This is a genomic window from Oscillatoria sp. CS-180, from assembly GCF_028330965.1.
In the GTDB taxonomy this organism is placed as follows: domain Bacteria; phylum Cyanobacteriota; class Cyanobacteriia; order Phormidesmidales; family Phormidesmidaceae; genus Halomicronema.
In genome coordinates, this window is record NZ_JAQMUB010000092.1 from 41,895 (window position 1) to 63,058 (window position 21,164).

Genomic DNA, 21,164 nt, shown 5'->3' on the forward strand with positions numbered 1-21,164 from the left:
CGGACGTCACGTATAGCTAACACATCGCCCCTGGTTGCTGCTCAGCAACCAGGGGCGATACTTTTATTTTTTGTCAGCGCTAACGTTATGGTCTCTGGGTCACAGGAATTCGCTTGACCTTTGTCGCCAACCCGAACCTTTGCAATAGCTGAATCGTGTGCCAAGTAACGTCAATCTCCCACCAGCGCCAACCCGTCTGAGCCGCTTTAGGGAAAGTGTGATGGTTGTTGTGCCAGCCCTCTCCATAGGTCAAAAGAGACACCCACCAAAGATTACGGGCATTATCGTCAGTGGCAAAGTTGCGGTAGCCCCAGCAATGAGTGGCTGAGTTAACAAACCACGTAGAGTGCCATAGCAGCACAGACCGAACAAAGATGCCATAAATGACAAACGACCATCCACCCATTGCATATAGGACGATCGCAAGTGGAACTTGCAGCAGCAGGAAGTAGCGATCGAGCCAGCGATAGTAAGCTTTTTGAGTCAAATCAGGCGCATATTTTTGATATCGACTGAAAGTAAAAATGGCGTGTTGAGGCTTTAGAATCCAGCCCATATGGCTCCACCAAAACCCTCGTTGAGCAGAGTAGGGATCTTTTTGCACATCTTCGGTGAAAGCGTGATGCTGACGATGCCCCGCGATCCAGAAAATAGGTCCTCCTTGTATCGCTAAAGCTCCTAACGTGGCAACGCCATACTCTAACCACTGAGGCACCTGGAAGCTACGGTGACTCAGCAAACGGTGATAGCCTAAGCAAATACCAATGCCGCCAAATAGCCAATGTAGCAACAACGCAACTGCTAGGGCTGACCAGGAAAAGTACCTGGGAGCCAATAGAGTCATTCCGTGAAATGAGCCGAAGAAGAAAACGGCTAACCAGTTCAGGGAGGTTGCTTGCAGAGTTAAGGATCTAGGTGAATTTGCGTTCATAGGGTGTACTGATTTAAGTGGGGTTAGAGGCCATAATGAATAGCCAAAGCAAGTATTACTTGCACCATTTAAGATAACTTTATTGCTTGCTCAAATGCAAGTGGCACTTTCAGATTTAATTTATGTCAACTTCGTCTTCTCGTGAGCGGCTGATTCAAGCGGCCTCAGAACTCTTTCTATCCCAAGGGATAAACCACACGACGACTCGCCAGATCGCGAATCTAGCGAAGGTCAACGAAGTCACTCTATTTCGGAATTTCGGGAATAAGTACGGTTTACTGCAAGCAGTACTTGAGGAAGCTCCAACATTCCGGACTCTGGATGAAACCCTCCAACAGCAAGCGATCGCAACTGAAGATGGCCGTGAAGCCGTACGCTTGTACGCCAGCAATCTGCTACATCTGCTAGAAGAAATTCCAGCCTTAGTGCGATCGCTGATTGGCGAAGCTGATCAATATCCCCAAGAAAACCGCCAGGCTTTGGGTCAACGGTTAGATGAAGCGAGTCACTACGTTGCTCGGTACTTAGAGCAGACAATGCCGTCCAATCTTTTCCCGCCGGTAAAGCTCGCTGGGCTTCTAGGCGCTACTTTGATCGGCTATATCGTGGTGGAATCATCCAGCGAGGAGCATCATCTATGGGAAAGCCGCGATGATTTTTTAACTGGGCTAGTTGACTTACTGTTGAAAGCCGCTGTTTCTTCTGAAATACCCAATAGACCAGAACTCAACGCTATGACCTCCGTAACAATCGTTCAGGATTTGCCTGAGCCTTGGGTCCATCAAACCCTGCAGCAGGCCCGAGCTGTGAGTCTTCAGGCACATGCTATGGCCTATGTCTTATTTGCAGCAGGGCTAGAACCGGATGAGATGACCAAGCTCACAAGGTCGCATCATTTGAGCGACAAAACCCAGCACACAGTGCAAGTTGGATCACGTCAGGTTTCAGTCAATCAATGGATTCTAGGCAAGCGCTATGGCTCTTTTGTCAATAATCCCCTGACCAAATGGTTGAAAAGCCGCAAAGATGAAACACCCTGGATTTTCTTAAAAGAGGGCGATATCCCCATTACGGTCAGTGATGTTCTTAAACAGTGGCAAACCTGGACAGAAGGAGTGCCGTCCGCTTCGGCAACAAGTCCCGTTCAGGCCAAGCAAACGTGGTGTGTAGAGATGCTGACGAGAGGCATAACGCTTGATAACCTCAGTATCTTGTCAGGGTGGAGTCCTGAGCAACTTAAACCTTATGTTTTGAGGGCCAAGGCTAAAGCCGCATTAGAGCAGGCGCGATCGCTCGACCAAAAGCAATAGCGTTCAAAAATTCATCTCTCGTCCAGGCTAGGAGTCAGCGGCTTCAATCATTACAGCTACATCAGCCACAGATACATCCGATATATCAGGGCAGAAATAAAAGCACCTCCCTGCTTGCGGCTTCAATCTTCGTTACAATTCATTCTATAGATATTCATGTTCATTCATATTCTGCATTCAATCCGATGCCTGACACATTGACAAAAATGGCTTACCAAGCCTTTCAAGATGGGAAGAATTACTTTGGTCTTGGTCACAAGGCGATCGCGACGCAACTTCGCCAGTGGCTCAGACCGGATATCAAAATAGAACTTGAGTCAATTAATCCCAATTTTTTGCAAGAAATTTCTCGCCGTCGGGATGCTTTGTTGGAAGTTGATTGGAAGGATGCAGAAGCAGGCATTTACTCAAAAAGCTTGCTGTTTGACAATCCTTGGGCGGATTTTTTCCAGTATTATCCGGCTATCTGGCTTGATTTACCGGCTATCTGGGAGCGTGTTGGAACCAACGACGTCTACAGTTTCGATGAAGACATCAACACCTCCATCTTCCCTCGCTACTATCTGCGTAACTTTCACCATCAAACCAATGGCTACTTGAGCGACCTGTCAGCTAATTTGTATGACACTCAAGTTGAGCTGTTGTTTGGCGGCACGGCTGACGCCATGCGGCGGCGTATTTTGGCTCCTTTACAGCAGGCTCTGCAAGTCAAGCAGGTGGTGGCTAATACGATTCAGCAGGCGCCTAGTGAACCTGTTGAGCCTTTGAAGGTGCTAGACGTGGCCTGTGGTACAGCTCGTACGCTCAAAATGTTACGAGAGGTATTTCCTGAGGTTTCCCTGTTTGGGATTGACTTATCGCCAGCCTACCTGCGAAAGGCTAACCAGCTGCTAGCAGAAACACCCGGGACCCTGCCTCAGCTTGTTCAAGGTAAGGCGGAGGACATGCCTTATCGAGAGAACTACTTTGATGCACTCACCTGTGTGTTCCTCTTTCACGAACTGCCCGCGCCCGTTCGTCAGCAGGTCATTGATGAGGCTTATCGGGTAACCAAGCCGGGCGGTACATTCATCATTTGCGATTCCATTCAAATGGTTGACACGCCGGAGCTAGAACCAATGATGGTGAACTTCCCAGCGCTGTTCCACGAGCCTTATTACCGCGACTATACTTACGACGATTTGAGCGATCGCCTAGCTAAGGCGGGTTTCGTCGAGATTGAAACTGAGGTTCACTTTGTCAGCAAGTACTGGGTAGCTCGAAAGCCTGCTTAGGTCCATACGGGCTAAACAGAACCCCTTAAATAGAGAGCGCAGGGTTTTTCCCTATCTGCGGTTAGCGATGGTGGGTTGTAATCTGCGCTCTTGCAAGTTCTTTATTCCTCAGCAGCCATCCACCGTTGGGTTGCTTTAGCGATGCGATCGCCAAAGCTGACACAGGTTAGGCGATCTCCTGCGTCAAGCTGCGCCTCTTCGTCACCCGAAACCATCGGGCTCTGCCCCATCACGCCCATAAATGCTCCCAAACGGTTGATGCCGTCTGATTTGCCTAGATAGTGGCTTGGCATATCGCCTGCATTAATCCAAGTCATCGAGTGCTGAGCAGCATTAATTGCCATATAAATTAGCGTCCCCTGCTTATCACCACTGAGAGAGCTAGAGTGCGTGAAGCCTGCGGCGATCTTATCTTTCCAACCTTGAGCAAACCAGACCTCACTAGCCGCATCGATGAAGGCCTTGAACTGAGCTGCAACTCCTCCCATGTAGGTCGGAGAACCGAACACGATTGCATCTGCTGCATTCAATTTCTCCATCACAGCGTCATCTTTCCAGCGTCCTTCGCTCATCTGATCGCCCGTGATCCGTAACAATTCAGCCTGATGTCCTGCCTTTTGTACGCCTTCTGAAATAGCCTCCGCCATGAGATGAGTGTGATTGTTGGCTGAAAAATAGACAATTGCAACCGCTCGCATATAGAACGCCATCTATAGTTTTACAATTAAACCAATACACCAGAACTAATCTATCAGAGGTTAAACCACAAACGTAAATTCTGGGTTAAGCTCTCCTGAGGAAATTTGAGCATAAAAATCGGCACATAGCCCGCCAGTTCTGTTAGGACAAAACGGTGAGCCATCTGGCCATACGAGGTTTTCACGGCCTTATTTTGGAAAAAATCCTGCCTGTCTTACAAAATTGTGGAAACAACAGTTAGATTTGGATGAGCAGTTATATCGGCATTGACCATGACAACGATATCGCCGGGTCAGGAAACCTTAGCAACCTTCGATGGCAATGAAGGGGAAGAAACACTGACAGCAAACCATCTTGAGGTTATCGAAACCGTGATCGGTAGCCTAGAGCAAGATCAAAGCGCGATGGTTAGCCATACCAAGGAAGGAACCTTTTGGAAATTCAAATACGGCAGTGTTGACGTTTTTGTCAAGCTGACAGGCACTAGCGATGAAGATGTCCTTACTGTCTGGTCTCCCGTTCTAGACCTACCTGCGAAGGATGAGCCAAAGCTGATGCGTCATATTCTTGAAATGAATTGTGGCGAAACCTTCGAAGCCTGCTTTGGCATTTTGGGCGAACAGGTCGTTGTCCTCGCCAGCCGTCCCCTCGCTGATATTTCCCCTGGAGAAATCTCTCGCACCATGACGATTGTTGCGACGATCGCGGACGACAACGATGAAACCCTACAGGCCGAATACGGTACCTAACTGGTGGACGAGGCTGTAACAAATCTGCAAGCCAATTTAGTTCAAGGCAACTTAGATGGACCAGTAGAGCGGGAGCAAGAAGCCCCGCCAGCCGTCTGGCATTGGATCCCTGAATACACTGCTTCCGGTGCTTTGCAGATGGCAACTGATATTGGGTTACTGGAGCAGTTGATTCAAGGCAAACAGCCGCCCACTCTGCGCTTCTATCGCTGGTCTCCGGTGGCGATTTCGTTGGGCTATCACCAAAAACAATGGCCTGACTATTGGCGATCGCTGACTTGGCAGGGGCAACCTGTTGAAATTGTTCGAAGACCGACAGGAGGACGGGCCGTGCTGCATCAAGGCGATTTAACCTACGCAGTTGTCATGCCGATGTCGGGTCAACGCCGCCAAGACTGGTATCAAACCCTCTGTGACGCCCTGATTGAGGCTTGGGCACAATTGGGAGTGACTTTGCAATACGGTACGGCAGGGCGAGGTTATCGAGATAAAACAAACTGCTTTGACCTTGCGACGGCGGCAGATCTCGTTACGCCAACGGGCTATAAATTAGTGGGAAGTGCCCAACTACGACGCGATCGCTATCTGCTACAACATGGCTCTATTCGGTTATGGCCCGATCCACAGCTATATGCTCAGGTCTTTGGGCAGGAATCCTCCCTATTGGAACCCCCAAAGGCCATTCCAAAGAGGGGTAATCAAAGCTGGCTGGACAAGTTATCAAGCTTGATTGTCCAAGAGTTAGAGCGATCGCTCAATATATCAGTTCAAACTGCCTCATTCAGCACGGAGAACATGGCGGAGATCAAAAGCCAGGAAGCCTCCTTTCAAATCACATAAACCAGGCTTTCCCGTTTATGTAGCTGTAGCGATCTAGGCTTGTGCCCCCAACAGTCATTGTTAGCTACGCTTCTCTTCCAAGCCTTTGGCCAGGGCAGGCAGCTTAAGACCAGGCGGATATTCCCCCTCGTCTTTGATGCGCTGAATCACAGCATCTGAGATAGACAAATTCATTTTTTGAGCGAGCGCTCGCACAATCTCACCGCGATCAATAACGCCAGCAACAGCATCCGTAGGTGTCAAAACGACAACGCGAGGCAGATCTTGCTTTTCTAAGAAAGTAATCACTTCGGGCAAAGAAGTTGACTCACGAACATTGGTTATCGATGTCAGCGGACGAGCAATACTCAGCAGTGTCCGACTTTCCCATTCGCTGCGCTCAACCTCTCGAACGTCGTCAATACTAACCATGCCTCGGTAGCGACCATCAGATGCAGCAAAATACATGGGCGCACGAGACGTCTGCAGCAAGTACTCATCAGCAAACTGCCGCAGAGTCATATTGGCATCAAGGACTCGAAAATCGCGGGCTAGGGCGTCAGCCGCTGTAAGTTCCGACAGCGTCTCTTGCAAATCTGCCACCCGACCATAATTAGACGCATTGCGGATGGCAAAGCCGCCAATCAAGACAATCCAAATGAGGTCTAAGCTAGGCTGCGCAAGATAGGCCAATAGACCAATTCCGACAGCCGACCAGCCTAAGACTTGTCCGGCTCTTGCAGCCCAACGAACACCCTTAAGGCGACTGTCAGTTGCTTTCCACACTGCTGCTTTCAGGACTTGCCCACCATCCAGCGGCAAGCCTGGAATCAAATTAAAGAGGGTCAGGACTAAATTGATTTGAGCAACGTTGCTGAACAAAACAGCCACGGGTTCCGGCAGAGAAAGAACAGCCACGCAGAAAGTTAACAAAAGATAGAGACCAAAGCTGACCGCAGGGCCGGCGATCGCAACCTGAAAGGCTTGCCCAGGTGTTTTTGATTCCTGGTCGATAGCAGCAATGCCACCAAACAAAAACAGCGTGATTGAATTGACCTCAATCCCTTGAGATTTGGCAATCAAGCTGTGACCCAATTCGTGGAGCAGCACTGACCCAAATAACAAGAGAGCCATTGCCAAACCAATAATCCAGGAAACATCTCCCCATCGTTCTTGCCATAGAGGATTGCTGCCGTAAACGAACGTTACCAACAGCACAATGACAAACCAGGAGGTGTCCAAGTAGAGAGGTATTCCGACAATGGAGCCAACGCGCCATCCAGACCGCATAGTTAAGCCATAAAAAGAGATGTGAACAATCTCCGGTAATATGTGCCAGAGACTTCTTCATTTTAGACAGGCCCTCGACCTGTTCACAGCCAAGAGTCGCGTCGCTGATGGAGAGATAACCCACCCATAAGTGATCGTGATTAGGATTCACTTAATCTTTTGCAGCTGAATTTACACTAACTGCTTGGCCCCTCTGCCTACCAATATTTGGGGGTTCTGAGGTCGAAATCCCCCAAACTTGGGGGATTTAAGAGGGCGAATGCAGGGAATAATGCTTCAGTGCAAGATCTGAGGATGACTGGTTTATCGCCGCCTTAGAGCAGTCCGGCGTTGCCGAGTCCTAAAATCATGCCAGCACCCAAAATGTGCCCCAGGCTCGTAGTCGCCAGCAGTTCAGGCACACCAAACCCTTCAAATAGACCTGGCAGGCTAAACGGCAATGTCGGGCCAGCTCCAGGCCGCTGAATTGCATAGCGCCCGATCGCAATGACAAACAAATTGCATAGGATCATAATCAGAGCAACTTGGAAAGACCACTCAGGAGTTTGCGGAGCCTGTTGAGCTAGCACCACTAGATAAGAAGACAGCAACGGTTTGCCTCCGAAAAAACGCAGCAGTTTACGCTCTGGATCATAAAGACCCGTAGAATCAAGTTTGGCGAATTGTTCAATAGAGTTAACAGGGTGACACTATCCCGTATAGATTCCTCTCTTTGGGTAAAGATTTGTGGATTGATGGTACCAGAGCAAGCGATAACGATCGCGCACCTTGGTGCAAATGCCATCGGTTTTATCAGTGTGCGATCGTCTCCTCGCTACGTCACACCATTACAAATTCGAGCCATTAGCGAATCTCTATTAGCCGAGTCACTCATACAGGTAGAGCGAGTTGGAGTTTTTGCCAATCCGACAGAGGCAGAACTGCAGGAAGCCGTCGATGTTGGACAGCTGACAACCCTGCAATTACATGGTCAGGAAACGCCTACAATCTGCCATCAGATTAGCGAAGCCTATCCGCGTCTGAGGCTTATCAAGGCCCTGCGTATTCGCTCAGATGCTGATCTAGCAATAGCCAAGACCTATGAAGATATCGTTGATGCGGTTCTACTGGACGCCTATCATCCCAAGCTTTTGGGAGGTACAGGAAAAACGTTGGATTGGCGATCGCTACACCATTTTCAGCTTTCAAAACCGTGGATTTTAGCGGGAGGGCTGACCCCTCAGAATATTGGAGAAGCTCTTGACACAGTGACCCCTCACGGAATTGATCTCTCTAGCGGCGTAGAAATCAGTCCTGGCAATAAATCCTTGGATAAGGTCAAAATTTTATTCAAGCAGCTAGCTTCAAGATCAAAAAACTCTGAGTACTCTTAGGCAGCTAGAACAGCTGTAGCAATTTAGAGCAAAGCTCTACAAAACTAAGGCAGATAAGCTTTCCCAGTGTTTTTAATGGTGAGCCTATTTCTGCGGTGGTGTACTAGTTATCCCCTGAGATGGTGAGTTACGTAGGTTGATATGGACACAGAGAAACCCAACGCTGATAGATGATTGGTGAGTTTCTTAGCGTCCATAGTCTACAGCTTTAGCGTAGCCAATCCACGAATAGTCAATTGACTACGCAGGCTTATTAGAAAATCGAGGGCTGATGACGGACCAAACTCAAGAACTCTTCGCGGGTCTTGGAATCTTCCTGGAAACAGCCCAACATGGCACTCGTGACGGTCCAAGATCCTGGCTTTTGAACTCCACGCATCGTCATGCACATGTGGCTTGCTTCAACCACTACCGCAACCCCTTGGGGATCCAAAATTTCCTGAATCGCTTCCGCTACTTGACGAGTCAGACGCTCCTGAACCTGTAAGCGGCGGGAAAACATTTCGACAATACGGGCCAGCTTGCTCAGACCCACTACGCGCTGTTTAGGAATATAAGCGACGTGAGCACGGCCCATGAATGGCAGCATATGATGCTCGCACAGACTGAATAGGTTAATGTCTCGCACAAGGACCATTTCATTGTGGCCTTCATCAAAAATGGCGTTGTTCACCAATTCTTCCAGAGACTGACTATAACCACTGGTCAAAAATCTCATGGCCTCTGCTACTCGCTTTGGCGTTTTGAGCAGGCCCTCACGGTCAGGATCTTCCCCCAAAGAAATCAGCATCGTTCTGACGGCATCCATCATGGCTAACTGACCTTCGTCGGACGCAGGTTTTGAAGTCGTGCTCCGACCATGGACAGTGCTGCGATCAGGACGGATGGTCGACATTCCATTTTGACGCAGGTCTACATCTGCAGGCGTACTCGACAAGCTTGCACCATTGTTGGCATTGGAAGACACGGTAGTCATAGTGAATCTATTGTTAACTCTCCTAACATCTAAAAACTCGCCGATTGATCGCTCTATCCACCGATCAAAGGGCACCACCACTGGGCATCAACGTGATTTCGTCAATGACCGCAGAATCTGGAAGCTGAACAGCGTTGAGGATAGTCTGAGCAACGATCGCGGGTGTCAGCATCTGCGATCGCGCAAAGTCAGCTTGTACTGTCTCGGTATCCCATAGAGGCGTATTAACGGCTCCGGGAGACACTGTCATAACTCGAATGCCATTCTCACTTTCTTCAGCGCCCAAGATGCGGGAAAGACTAACCAAGCCCGCCTTGCTAGCACTGTAAGCTCCCCAGGTTGGGAAGGCATTGTGAGCCGCGATCGATGCCACATTGACAATGGTGCCTCCGCCTTGAGCACGCATTTCAGGAATAACGGCTTGCATGACCAAAAAAACGCTGGTCAAATTGAGGTCCATCAGCTTTTGCCAATCAGCAAGCGGCATGCTGGCAAGCGAACCCGTATATCCCATTCCTGCGTTATTAATCAGAATATTGACAGAGCCAAAATCTTCAAGCAGAAGGCTCAAAGACGTTTGCAAAGTCTCGATCTGACTTAGATCGATGACGTATGGCTTGGCCTCAATACCCATTTGCAGAAGCTCTGAAGTCAAGGTCTCCAGTTTAGATTGAGAACGAGCAACCAATGCAACATCAATTCCGGCTTTAGCAAACGCGATCGCAGTTTCGCGACCAATTCCACTGCTAGCACCTGTAATCAGTGCACGCCGTTGCGTTTCAGAAGTCATGAGTTAATCACAATGCAAAGGGCTAACTGACAGCGGAGCAGGAGTAGCCCCTGCAAGCGTCACCTTCAAGCTGCCAGACAAAAATGAGGAACAACTGAATAGGAGCCTAGAATTTCTGCCGAAATACATATTAACAAATGTAAATTACTTTGGGAGAATCTCTCATTTGCCATCGCCTATCATACCAGTTCAATCAGAGAGCGGGGCGATGGGTACAGGTATGCCCCCCGGGCCGCATAGCCCGAACAATCGGCTAAAGCAAACCCTGGCCAAGAGTAGACCGGAGGGGTTTCAACTGCCCTAATTTCCTAGCTGCAATATTCACCAAAGCCTAGTACACTGCGGCAGAAATAGGCTCACCATTCAAAACACTGAGAAAGCTTATCTGCCTTAGTTTTGTAGAGCTTTGCTCTTCTCGCAGAGTATTTGAATTTTGAATTCCGCGTAGTGATACTAGTGAATAGAGACGCTTGAGTATTAGAAGCGTCCAAAAAAGAAATGACCCTAAAAAACCAAGGCGGTCGGTTGCAGTTACGTTAGGAAACCAACAAAATAGAGGCTTTGAGCATGTTAGGTCTTGTTCCTCGACACCAACCTACAGGGGGATATTCATTGCCAGAAAACGCCTTAGCTCTGTCCGTTTTGGGTCATTTCTGCAAAAACACCAATTTGACGGAATTTTTGATATCGCAGTTCTTTGCGTTCAGCAGGTGACAGGGTCAACAATGTTTCCAAATTTTCTCGGAGCGCTTCTCTTAGAATTTGGGTGGCCTTAAGCGGATCGGCATGGGCGCCACCCAGAGGTTCCGCCAGCATCACATCCAAAATGCCCAATCCTTTCAGGTCAGCAGCCGTAATTTTCAAGGCCTCGGCAGCTTCACCTGCTCGCCCAGCATCTTTCCACAAAATAGCCGCACAGGCTTCTGGACTCGCGACAGTATAGACGGAATGTTCGAACATCATCAGGCGATCGCCGATTCCAATTCCAAGCGCACCGCCTGACCCGCCTTCACCAATAACCGTACAAATAATAGGCACCTCTAAGGCAAACATCTCTCTGAGGTTGTAGGCGATCGCCTCTCCTTGTCCCATTTCTTCTGCTTCATAGCCCGGATAGGCCCCCGGCGTATCAATGAAGGCAAAGATTGGCATATTGAAACGATTGGCGTGATTCATCAATCGCATCGCCTTGCGATAGCCCCCCGGAGAAGCCATACCAAAATTACGGGCAACATTATCCTTGGTGTCGCGCCCTTTCTGGTGCCCTAGCATCACCACAGGACGCCCCTCAAAGCGAGCCACTCCACCAACCAAAGCCGGATCGTCTTTCCCAGAAGCGCGATCGCCATGGAGTTCAATCCACTCGTCGCTAATGGCCTGAATGTAGTCCAACGTGCTGGGGCGACGAGGATGACGAGCCACTTGCAAACGTTGAGCAGGCGTCAAACTTGCGAAGATCTCTTGACGTAGCTGATCTGCCCGAGCCTCTAGCTGTCGCAGCTGAGTTGACACATCGACGTCATTATCCTCAGCTAAATTTCTTATTTGGCTAATCCGTTCCTCTAGCTCGACCAAAGGCTTTTCGAAATCTAGCAGAATTGCTTTCCGTTGAGTGGTGGGCATAGTCTTAGCTTGCGTCAATGCAGGATGTGGAGTCTTGTGGTTTGACAATAGTATCGGTCAAGAGGGACCCCAGAGTAAAAAAACTAGACTATGGAAAGGTTTGAAAACCACTTATCAAAGCAGATGAACGCTTTACATCGAAAAGCATGGCGGTGTCGTGCAGAGACAAGGCAATGTGTAGTATTCTTAAGGTCATTTCAGATCGCGTAAACTTTCATTCAACCCTTATTCCAGAAGGTCAGTTGAGCAGCAGTCAAAAGAATTTCAGTCGATTCATCGTTGTTTTTTAAGAAATGGGTCAAAACGGTGCACCCTATAGGAATGTGTTTTCTGGTGAGGTGCTGGCGACAGGCTATTATCTAGCAAATGTGGGTTTGAAAAAATATCGATCTTAGCGATCGCTGAGATTGTGAAGGAGAAGACCGACAGCGTTGCAATAGCAGTAAAGTCATGACTGCTTCGAGTTCGGTGTCTTAAGCGCTTAACAACAATAGTCAAGGCGCACAGTATTCATGAGTAAGGTATGAGCAAGGTTTCTTCCAAGGCATTCAATCAAGTTGCAACGCTGGTCGATCTGCTAGAGTTCAGAGCTGATCATCAGCCCGAGGCGACTGCTTACGATTTTTTTGCTGACGGGGAAAATTGCACAGCTTCCATAACGTATCACGGTCTTGCTCAAGCTGTACGAGCTGTGGCGACCCTATTACAAGGGTTGGGTAGTAACGGAAAACCTGTCTTGCTGCTCTATCCACCGGGCATGGAGTACTTAGTTGCTTTTCTGGGCTGTAGCTATGCGGGTGCGATCGCGGTGCCAGCTTATCCCCCTCGCCCCAATCGTTCCCTAGAGCGGCTTCAGGTCATGATTCAAGACGCTGGTGCAGCCATCGCACTCACTCACAGCACTGTCTTGAACAGCCTGGAAAAACGCTTCTTAGACTATCCTTTTTTGAAGAAGCTTCACTGGCTAGCAACCGACAGTGTCGACACCACACTGGCCGCAAGTTGGCACCATCCACAAGTGGGCGCTGATGACCTGGCCCTCCTCCAATACACTTCAGGCTCAACGGGAAATCCCAAGGGCGTCAAAGTTAGCCAGGGCAACCTAATCCACAACTCTGCCAGAATCCATCGTTTCTTTGAGCATTCCGAAGCGAGTCGAGGCATGTCTTGGCTCCCGCCATACCACGACATGGGGCTAGTCGGTGGTATTCTGCAGCCTTTGTATGCAGGGATGAACATTGCCTTGATGCCACCCGTTGCCTTTTTGCAAAAGCCTGTACGCTGGCTTCAAATCGTTTCACGCTATGGCGCAACGACCAGTGGTGGACCCAACTTTGCCTACGACTTATGCGTCCAAAAAACCACTCCGGAGCAGCGAGCCGAACTGGACTTGAGCCAGTGGCAAGTAGCCTTTAGTGGTGCTGAACCTGTCCGCGCCAATACCCTGGAAGAATTTGCTGCGGCCTTTGAAGTCGCAGGATTTCACCCTGAAGCGTTCTATCCGTGCTACGGCATGGCAGAAACAACACTCATCGTTACTGGAGGAAATCCACGCGATATTCCAGAGGTCCACCATATTGACGAGGTCGCTTTACAGCACGGACAGGCCACTCCTGTTCCTGATGGTGAAGGACAAACTATTGTTAGCTGCGGCTATCCTTCTGAAGATCAGGAATTGTTGATCGTCAATCCAGAGACATGTCAAGTTTGTCCAGATGGGCAGGTGGGTGAAATCTGGGTCGCGGTCTCTGGCAGTGTGACGCAGGGCTATTGGCAGCAGCCAGAGAGAACGGCTGAAACCTTTCACGCTTTTACCCAAGGGGGACAAGGACCTTTTCTGCGAACGGGCGACCTGGGTTTTGTGCAGGCCGGTGCCCTGTTCGTGACTGGGCGACGCAAAGAGCTGATCATCATTCGAGGCCGTAACTATTACCCTAAAGATATTGAAACTACGATTGAAACTTCCCATGAAGCTCTTCAACCTGGAGCAGGAGCCGCTTTTTCTGTCATGATTGATCATCAGGAAAGACTGGCGGTTGTGCAAGAGGTGAAGCGGACCTATTTACGTCATTTTGACGGAGACGAAGTTTTGGGGGAGATACGGCAAGCGATCGCTGAACAGCACGATCTCCAACTTTTTGGGCTACAGCTCATCAAAACAGGTAGTCTTCCCAAAACGTCTAGCGGTAAAATTCAGCGGTTTCAGTGTAGAACCAGCTATCTCGACGGCCAGCTCCCTGTGGTCTACAGCTGGCAGATCAAGAATGCAAATTCCATATCCCCCCCGGCTGAAGGCGCTACCACTGAAGCGGTTGTGTCCCAGGAGGCTACACCAGAGGCTGTGCCAATTGCAGCCGATTCCCCCCAGGCTGCTGAAATGGAATCCTCGACTCATGAGGCGACAACAGTCCAATCTTCCGACGAGCTGCGTCGCCTCATGACTACTTGGCTAGCGCAGGAACTCAACATACCTGTCACTGATATTGATGTCCACCGACCCTTTGCTGAATATGGCCTGGATTCTGTGGCAGCCGTGGAGCTGACCGATGTTTTGCAGACCGCTGCTAATCGCTCCCTGTCACCAACGCTGGCATACGAATATCCAACGATTGAAGCCGTCGCAAACTACCTCGGAACGCAGTTTGAGCAGCCGATCTCTGAGGAGAAAGCAAAAGTAGAGGAGGACGACTTGGCTGCGTTGATGAATGAGTTGGAAGACCTCTCTGAGGCAGATGTCAAAAAACTGCTGGAACAGCAGGAAAGCTAAACGGTAAGGGTTGACCTGTGGATGATCTCGCACGGCGGATTGCGAAGTTGTCGCCCCAAAAACGGGCGCTGCTAGAAATTCAGTTACAGAAGAAGAAAGGCATACCAGAACCGATCGCAATCGTAGGTATTGGGTGCCGATTTCCTGGTGCTAACAATCGGGATGCGTTTTGGCAACTCTTGCAGGACGGCGTGGACGCGATCGCCCCTGTGCCTACTAGCCGTTGGGACGTAGATGCCATTTACGATGCAGATCCCCATGCCCCTGGCAAAACCTACAGTCGCGAAGGAGGATTTCTCGAACAAGTCGATCAGTTCGATCCGGCTTTCTTCGGGATTGCGCCCAAAGAAGCAAACTATATTGATCCTCAACAGCGAGTTTTTCTAGAAGTGGCTTGGGAAGCCCTTGAAGATGCAGGCATTCCCGCCAGTGCCTTGAGCGGTACGCGAACAGGCGTCTTTGTCGGTATCTCAACCAATGACTATGCTCACTGGCTACTGTCTGGTCCTGAAGCTATCGGCACCTACACCACGACAGGACTCGCTTCCACGATGGTGGCTAATCGACTGTCCTATTTAATGAACCTGCGCGGTCCCAGTCTTGCCATTGACACGGCCTGTTCGTCCTCACTGGTGACCGTACATTTAGCCTGTCAGAGCCTGCGAGAGGGTGAGTCCGACATGGCGATCGCAGGGGGCGTCAACCTAATTCTGCGCCCAGAAATCACCATCGGCTTCAGCAAACTCACAGCCCTTTCGCCTGACAGTCGCTGCAAGACGTTCGACGCCGACGCCAATGGCTTTGTTCGCTCGGAGGGAGCCGGAGCAGTCATCCTCAAACCACTATCTCAGGCTATTGAGGCCGGAGATCCGGTGTATGCCGTCATTCGGGGCACTGCGATCAATCAAGACGGACGCTCTAACGGTCTCACAGCGCCCAATCGAGAAGCTCAGGAAAAAGTTATTCAAGCGGCTTTCGAGCAAGCCGGACTTGCGCCTCAAGAGGTCGATTACATCGAAGCTCATGGCACAGGTACTTTGCTAGGCGATCCCATTGAAGCCAAGGCCCTAGGACAAGTGCTGGGAGCCAAAACGGATAAGGTCGCGATCGGATCTGTGAAAAGTAACATTGGCCATACTGAAGCGGCAGCAGGCATTGCGGGACTTATCAAAACGGCTCTCTGCCTGCATCACAAAACGCTGGTTCCGAGTCTGCATTTCAACACGCCTAATCCACACATTCCCTTTGCTGACTTACCGCTCCAAGTCCAGAACGTTACAGAATCGTGGCAAACAACGCATCGTCAACACACAGCAGCAGTCAGCGCTTTTGCCTTCGGGGGAACGAATGCTCATGCCGTATTGCAATCAGCTCCCGCGATCGCCGCTACCCATAGCGCTCCTGAGCGGCCTGGTCATGTCTTAGCCCTAAGCGCTAAAACGCCTGAAGCAGTGGAAGCTAAAGCCCAACAGTTTGCAAGTTGGCTACAGCAGACTGAGGAAATGCCCGTCGCACATATTTGCCACACCGCAAATGTGGGACGAGATCAGTTTGCTCACCGAATTGCGGTGAAAGGCACAACGCGCGAGGAACTTATCACAGCTCTACAGCACAGTACCGTGGCTAGGGTTGAACCTAACGCTGAAGTTGTTTTTCTGTTTACCGGTCAAGGGTCTCAGTATGCCGGTATGGGTCGTGAACTCTATGACACCCAGCCTGTTTTCCGAGACACCCTGGATCACTGTGCAGAGCTGCTGACACCCTATCTAGAAGAACCCCTCATCGAGATCCTGTTTGATGCAGGTGATCATCTACACCAGACGGCTTATACTCAGCCCGGTCTGTTTGCATTGGAATATGCGCTGGCAAAGCTGTGGCAAAGTTGGGGCATCAAGCCAGCCGCTGTTTTAGGCCATAGCGTCGGTGAATATGTCGCAGCCTGTATTGCTGGCATCATGAGCTTAGAGGATGCCTTGAGACTCATCGCCCAGCGCGGCAGGCTGATGCAGTCTCTCCCTGCAACAGGAACCATGGCGGCAGTCTTTGCTAGCGAAGCAGCTGTGACTAACGTACTGGCGGAATTGAATGAAACTGTGGCGATCGCCACTATTAATGGCCCTACCAATACCGTTATCGCTGGCACCACATCAGCTATTGAAATAGCTACGACTCGCTTTAAAGCCCAAGGCATTCGGACCCAACAGCTTCAGGTTTCCCATGCATTTCACTCGGCGCTAATGGAGCCTATCTTGCCGGTGTTTGAGCACATGGCCAGTCAGGTGGACTATCGTCCAGCTCAAATTCCGATTGCGCTTAACGTGACCGGAGAACTGCTAAAACCGGGTGAAACGCTGAATGCCACCTACTGGCGACAGCATGCTCGTCAGGCTGTGCGCTTCTCCCAAGGTCTGGAAACACTACAGGTGAGTGGTTTTCGTTGCTTCCTCGAATTGGGTCCGCAGCCCATTCTTTGCGGCATGGGACGGCGCTGTCTGACAGATAGTGACATTATTTGGTTGCCGACCTTAAAGCGACAGCAGAGCGATTGGGTCGGGATACTGTCGAGTCTAACGACGCTCTACACACAAGGCTATTCCATCAACTGGGAGGAGTTCGATCGCCCCTATAGCTACCCGAGACTCAGTGGATTGCCCGCCTATCCATTTCAACGACAGCGATACTGGATTGAGATGCCTGAGCAACTCTCAGTCACGACGCCAACACTCTCAACGGCCAAAGCCGCTTACGCAGACTGTCTGTATGCAGTTGACTGGGAAGTCAGTGCTCTGCCGTCTGAGACTCCCGCTACCAATCTTGGCAACTGGCTCATCTTTACCGATCAGCAGGGATTGGGACAGGCCCTATTAGCACAGTTGAAGGCTCGGGGCGCTACGGTCACTGTGGTCGAGCGAGGGGATGTTTCTCGGCAGATTCAGGGCGATCGCTGGGTTCTTTCCCCCACAGATGCCGATGGATTTTCCCGAGTCACGGCGATCGCAACCTCTAAAGGCCCGTGTCAGGTCGCGTATTTGTGGAGTCTCGATCAGTCATCTCAGGACCCGAATGACCTCACAACCAGCGGACTAGCGCTGTTGCAGCTCACGCAAACGCTGGTCACACAACAGACTCAGGCAAGGACATTATCTCTCTGGATTATCACGCAAAACAGTCAAGCTGTAGCGACGGAGGGTCCGCCGCTCACGCCCATGCAGGCTCCTCTTTGGGGATTCGGTAGTGTTATTGCACTAGAACATTCAGAGCTATGGGGCGGCTTAATTGATGTGGAATCGCCAACCACAGACACTGCTAATTTGGCAAAACAACTGCTGGCCCACATCGCGGCGACAGATGCGGAAGATCGAGTAGCGTTTCGTCAGGGTCAGCGCTGGGCAGCCAGAGTGCGATCGCTGCCTGCACCCACCGCCTCAAAATCCACCACCATCCAATCCACCGGGACCTACCTCATCACTGGAGGATTAGGCTCTTTGGGACTTAAAGTGGCCCAGTCTTTGGTTGATCAAGGAGCCAAGACGCTAGTACTGGTTAGCCGCCGAGGGGAACGTCCCCAACACGCTGAAGCCCTAGCAAAACTGCGTCAGAAAGGCGTCACAGTGCATGTCAAAATCGCTGACGTTGCCGATACCGCAGCCGTCACAGCCTTATTTGCCGATCTGCAAACCCATCTGCCACCCTTGCGCGGAGTTGTGCACGCAGCAGGAACATTGGCTGATGGTCTGTTGATTGGACAAACTTGGGAGCGATTTCAAACCGTGATGCAGCCCAAAATTCAGGGCGCGTGGAACTTGCATCAGGCAGTACAAGACAAACCACTGGACTTCTTTGTTCTATTTTCGTCCGTTGCTTCGCTGCTGGGATCACCAGGACAAAGCAATTATGCTGCTGCCAATGCCTTTCTTGACGCCCTAGCCCGTGTTCGTCATCAGCAAGGACTACCCGCTCAGTCTCTCAATTGGGGACCTTGGCAGGGAACCGGACTAGCGTTACAGAATCAGCAAACCCTTCAACGTCTGAAGAGTCGCGGGCTTGAAAGCTGGTCTCCAGAACAGGGTATTCGTCTGTTTGAGCGATTATTAAGCAACGGAGCTGAGATACCGCCCCAAGTGGGTGTCTTCCAAGTGAATTGGGACACGCTGCTATCTCAATGGCCAACGACCGTGCCGGCCTTTTTCAAAGACCTCACGAAGAAACACTCTGCAAATCAGGATGACAGTACTCGCCAACAGATTGTGTCTCTGAAGGGACCTGAGCGCATTGAAGCGCTCCTGACCTACCTCACAACTGAAGTTGCTAAGGTTCTGGGACGCTCTGATGACATTCCAGCAACCAGTAACCTGCTGGATATTGGCCTTGATTCCCTAATGGTTATGGATTTGCTTAGTCTCTGTAAGCGAGACTTAGGGCTGACGCTATACCCCCGTGAAGTCTTCGAGCATCCAACGTTAGAGGCGCTTAGTCAATATCTAGCTCACGAGCTAGAGCGTATCCAACTAGGACAGTCTGTTCCATCGGCGTCGCCAACTGATGAACAACCCGACTTGACAATTCCGATTTGGGGTCGCGATCGCCAGTTCTCGACCGTAAAATCCCAAAACGAATCAGCTATTTTCTTGTTAAGCAGTCCCCGCTCAGGCTCCACACTGTTGCGGGTCATGCTGGCCGGTCACTCTGATCTTTTTTGTCCGCCGGAACTTCATCTACTTCCCTTTGAAACCCTGGTTGAGCGCCAGTCTGCTTTGGCTAACAGCTATTTGGACCAAGGACTGCAACGGGCTTTGATGGAGTTGAAAGGGCTAGATGCAGACGCGAGTCAGGCTTTACTAGACGAATGGACAGCTGCAGGCATGACAGTGCCAGAGATCTACCGCAAGCTGCAAACGCTAGCAAGCGATCGCCAACTCGTCGATAAATCACCGACCTATGGCTTCAGCGCCAGCACCTTGAATCGCGCCGAGCAGATTTTTAAGGGAGCCAAATATATCCACTTGGTACGCCATCCCTACGCCGTCATCGATTCGTTCGTCCGCAATCGGATGGACAAAATCTTCGACCTGGCGGATACCGATCCCTATCGGCTAGCAGAGCGCGTATGGACGATTAGTAACCAAACCATTCTCAACTTCCTGGCAACGATCGATCCCACTCGACATCATTTCATCCGCTACGAAAATCTTGTCACTCGACCAGAAACCGTTATGAAGCGGCTCTGCAAATTTTTGAGTATCCCGTTTCGCTCTGCAGTGCTTGACCCCTATGAACAACGGGAGCAACGAATGACTGATGGCGTGAAAGCCCAGTCCAGACCGATTGACGATCCCAACTTTCATCAGCGCCGTGCGATTGACCCAGAGTTGGCTCAAGCTTGGAAGCTGGTCGCTTTGCCCCACGAACTATCCCTCGACAGCGAAGCATTGGCTCAGCAACTGGGCTATGCCCAGCTGGAGAAGGCAGATTCTGCAATCGCGGCTGCCCTCACATCAACGGGACACCCACTGGCAACCCTGCAGGAGCACCAGATTCACGTGCGGGGTTTAGACCTTTGTGTTTGCACTTGGGGAGCGGATACAGGGCAACCCATCCTCTGCCTCCACGGCGTACTTAATCAGGGAGCTATTTGGGATGCGATCGCTCCGGCGCTTGTGCAGCAAGGGTATCGTGTTATCGCCCCAGACCTACGAGGACATGGTAAATCCGCCCACGTTGGACCGGAAGGCAACTATCAGCTCTTAGACCATCTTGGCGATATCGACGCCCTAGTTCAACAGTTAGGGCTAGAAACTTTTCCCGTTGTTGGACACTCGATGGGTGCGGTCATCGCAGCATCCTACGCCAGCGCCCGTCCCGAGCAAATTCAGTCGCTGACTTTAGTAGAGCCAGTGGTTCCCAGCGCTGAAACAGATTCCTCTGCTGAGCAGTTGACGACTCACCTTAACTATCTTGCAGTCCCTCCCGTTCATCCCATCTATGCCAGTTTGTCTGAAGCCGCTGATCGCATTCAAAGAACGATTCCAGGGCTGTCTCTAGCCTGGGCTGAAAAACTGGCCGCTCGGATCGTGGAGCCGGTTAAAGGAGGCGTCCGCTGGCGTTGGGATGCCCGATTGCAGGTGCGCACCCGCTTTGGTTTGAGCGGAGGTACTTTTACTCGCGATCGCTACGCTCAACTTTTGCAGCATATCCAAGCCGCCACCACGCTCATCTTTGGTAAACAAAGCGATTTCAACCGCCCAGAAGACTTGACATTCCAACAGCAGAATCTACGCGGTGCCAAAGTCGTCTCCATTCCGGGCGGACACCACTTACCGCTACAGTCTCCAGCAGAAGTTGCTAGCGAGCTTCTAAAGCGGTTAGGCGACCTGTAGAAAAGCAGACTTGTCACTGTTCATCACTACAGCCGCGCGAAACAGACTGCTGCTAAGACAATCAGTCCTAGCAGCACTAGGGGAACCCAAAAATCGATGGGATGAATCATAAAACAAGAGAATACAGCTTCTCAATATCGCCGTCGCTAGTTTCATAAAAACAAAACGGCAGGCCGTCTGGCTATA

General features: G+C 50.6%; 14 protein-coding genes. 7 read left to right on the forward strand and 7 right to left on the reverse strand.

From position 1 onward, the window contains the following. Nucleotides 1–85: 85 nt before the first annotated feature. A complete protein-coding gene (locus PN498_RS24745) occupies nt 86–931 on the reverse strand; it encodes an acyl-CoA desaturase (RefSeq protein ID WP_272066126.1) in 846 nt (281 codons plus the stop codon). A gap of 122 nt (nt 932–1,053) precedes the next feature. Between PN498_RS24745 and PN498_RS24750 the strand changes: the two genes are divergently transcribed. Then, entirely contained in the window at nt 1,054–2,241 is a 1,188-nt protein-coding gene (locus PN498_RS24750) for a TetR/AcrR family transcriptional regulator (RefSeq protein WP_272066127.1), read from the forward strand. A gap of 185 nt (nt 2,242–2,426) precedes the next feature. Next, the gene (locus PN498_RS24755; RefSeq protein ID WP_272066128.1) at nt 2,427–3,515 is read left to right on the forward strand and encodes a class I SAM-dependent methyltransferase; all 1,089 of its coding nucleotides are present in this window, start codon (nt 2,427–2,429) and stop codon (nt 3,513–3,515) included. A gap of 101 nt (nt 3,516–3,616) precedes the next feature. Here PN498_RS24755 and PN498_RS24760 read toward each other — a convergent pair whose 3' ends face one another. Next, nucleotides 3,617–4,213: an NAD(P)H-dependent oxidoreductase gene (locus tag PN498_RS24760; protein ID WP_272066129.1), complete on the reverse strand. Its 597-nt coding sequence runs from the start codon at nt 4,211–4,213 to the stop codon at nt 3,617–3,619. A 273-nt stretch (nt 4,214–4,486) separates the two neighbouring features. Here PN498_RS24760 and PN498_RS24765 point away from each other — a divergent pair, with 273 nt between their 5' ends. Both PN498_RS24765 and PN498_RS24770 read left to right on the forward strand, forming a co-directional pair. Continuing rightward, nucleotides 4,487–4,963, forward strand: coding sequence for a YbjN domain-containing protein (locus tag PN498_RS24765; protein WP_272066130.1), 477 nt, complete (start codon nt 4,487–4,489; stop codon nt 4,961–4,963). A 3-nt stretch (nt 4,964–4,966) separates the two neighbouring features. Then, on the forward strand, nt 4,967–5,803 hold the full coding sequence (locus PN498_RS24770) for a lipoate--protein ligase family protein (protein ID WP_334312287.1): 837 nt from the start codon (nt 4,967–4,969) through the stop codon (nt 5,801–5,803). Nucleotides 5,804–5,863: 60 nt separating this feature from the next. On the opposite strand, the gene PN498_RS24775 is transcribed toward PN498_RS24770, so the two are convergent. Together PN498_RS24775 and psaK are read right to left on the reverse strand one after the other, a co-directional pair. After that, the gene (locus PN498_RS24775) at nt 5,864–7,072 is read right to left on the reverse strand and encodes a site-2 protease family protein (protein WP_272066131.1); all 1,209 of its coding nucleotides are present in this window, start codon (nt 7,070–7,072) and stop codon (nt 5,864–5,866) included. A 314-nt stretch (nt 7,073–7,386) separates the two neighbouring features. Then, nucleotides 7,387–7,662, reverse strand: a complete 276-nt coding sequence (gene psaK, locus PN498_RS24780) for a photosystem I reaction center subunit PsaK (RefSeq protein WP_272066132.1) — start codon at nt 7,660–7,662, stop codon at nt 7,387–7,389. 93 nt (nt 7,663–7,755) lie between these two features. On the opposite strand from psaK, the gene PN498_RS24785 reads away from it, so the two are divergent. Next, entirely contained in the window at nt 7,756–8,445 is a 690-nt protein-coding gene (locus tag PN498_RS24785; protein WP_272066133.1) for a phosphoribosylanthranilate isomerase, read from the forward strand. 253 nt (nt 8,446–8,698) lie between these two features. Here PN498_RS24785 and folE read toward each other — a convergent pair whose 3' ends face one another. From folE to accA, 3 genes are all read right to left on the reverse strand, one after another. After that, nucleotides 8,699–9,421, reverse strand: coding sequence for a GTP cyclohydrolase I FolE (folE, locus tag PN498_RS24790; protein WP_272066134.1), 723 nt, complete (start codon nt 9,419–9,421; stop codon nt 8,699–8,701). A gap of 64 nt (nt 9,422–9,485) precedes the next feature. Beyond that, nucleotides 9,486–10,211 (reverse strand): SDR family oxidoreductase, encoded by a 726-nt coding sequence (locus PN498_RS24795; protein ID WP_272066135.1) that lies wholly within the window; start codon nt 10,209–10,211, stop codon nt 9,486–9,488. Between the two features lie 627 nt (nt 10,212–10,838). After that, nucleotides 10,839–11,834 carry an acetyl-CoA carboxylase carboxyl transferase subunit alpha gene (gene accA / locus PN498_RS24800; protein WP_272066136.1) on the reverse strand — a complete coding sequence of 332 codons (996 nt, stop codon included), beginning with the start codon at nt 11,832–11,834 and terminating at the stop codon, nt 10,839–10,841. 523 nt (nt 11,835–12,357) lie between these two features. Between accA and PN498_RS24805 the strand changes: the two genes are divergently transcribed. Together PN498_RS24805 and PN498_RS24810 are read left to right on the forward strand one after the other, a co-directional pair. Then, nucleotides 12,358–14,601, forward strand: a complete 2,244-nt coding sequence (locus PN498_RS24805) for an AMP-binding protein (protein ID WP_272066137.1) — start codon at nt 12,358–12,360, stop codon at nt 14,599–14,601. A 17-nt stretch (nt 14,602–14,618) separates the two neighbouring features. Further along, nucleotides 14,619–20,978 carry a type I polyketide synthase gene (locus PN498_RS24810; protein WP_272066138.1) on the forward strand — a complete coding sequence of 2,120 codons (6,360 nt, stop codon included), beginning with the start codon at nt 14,619–14,621 and terminating at the stop codon, nt 20,976–20,978. The last annotated feature ends 186 nt before the right edge of the window (nt 20,979–21,164 follow it).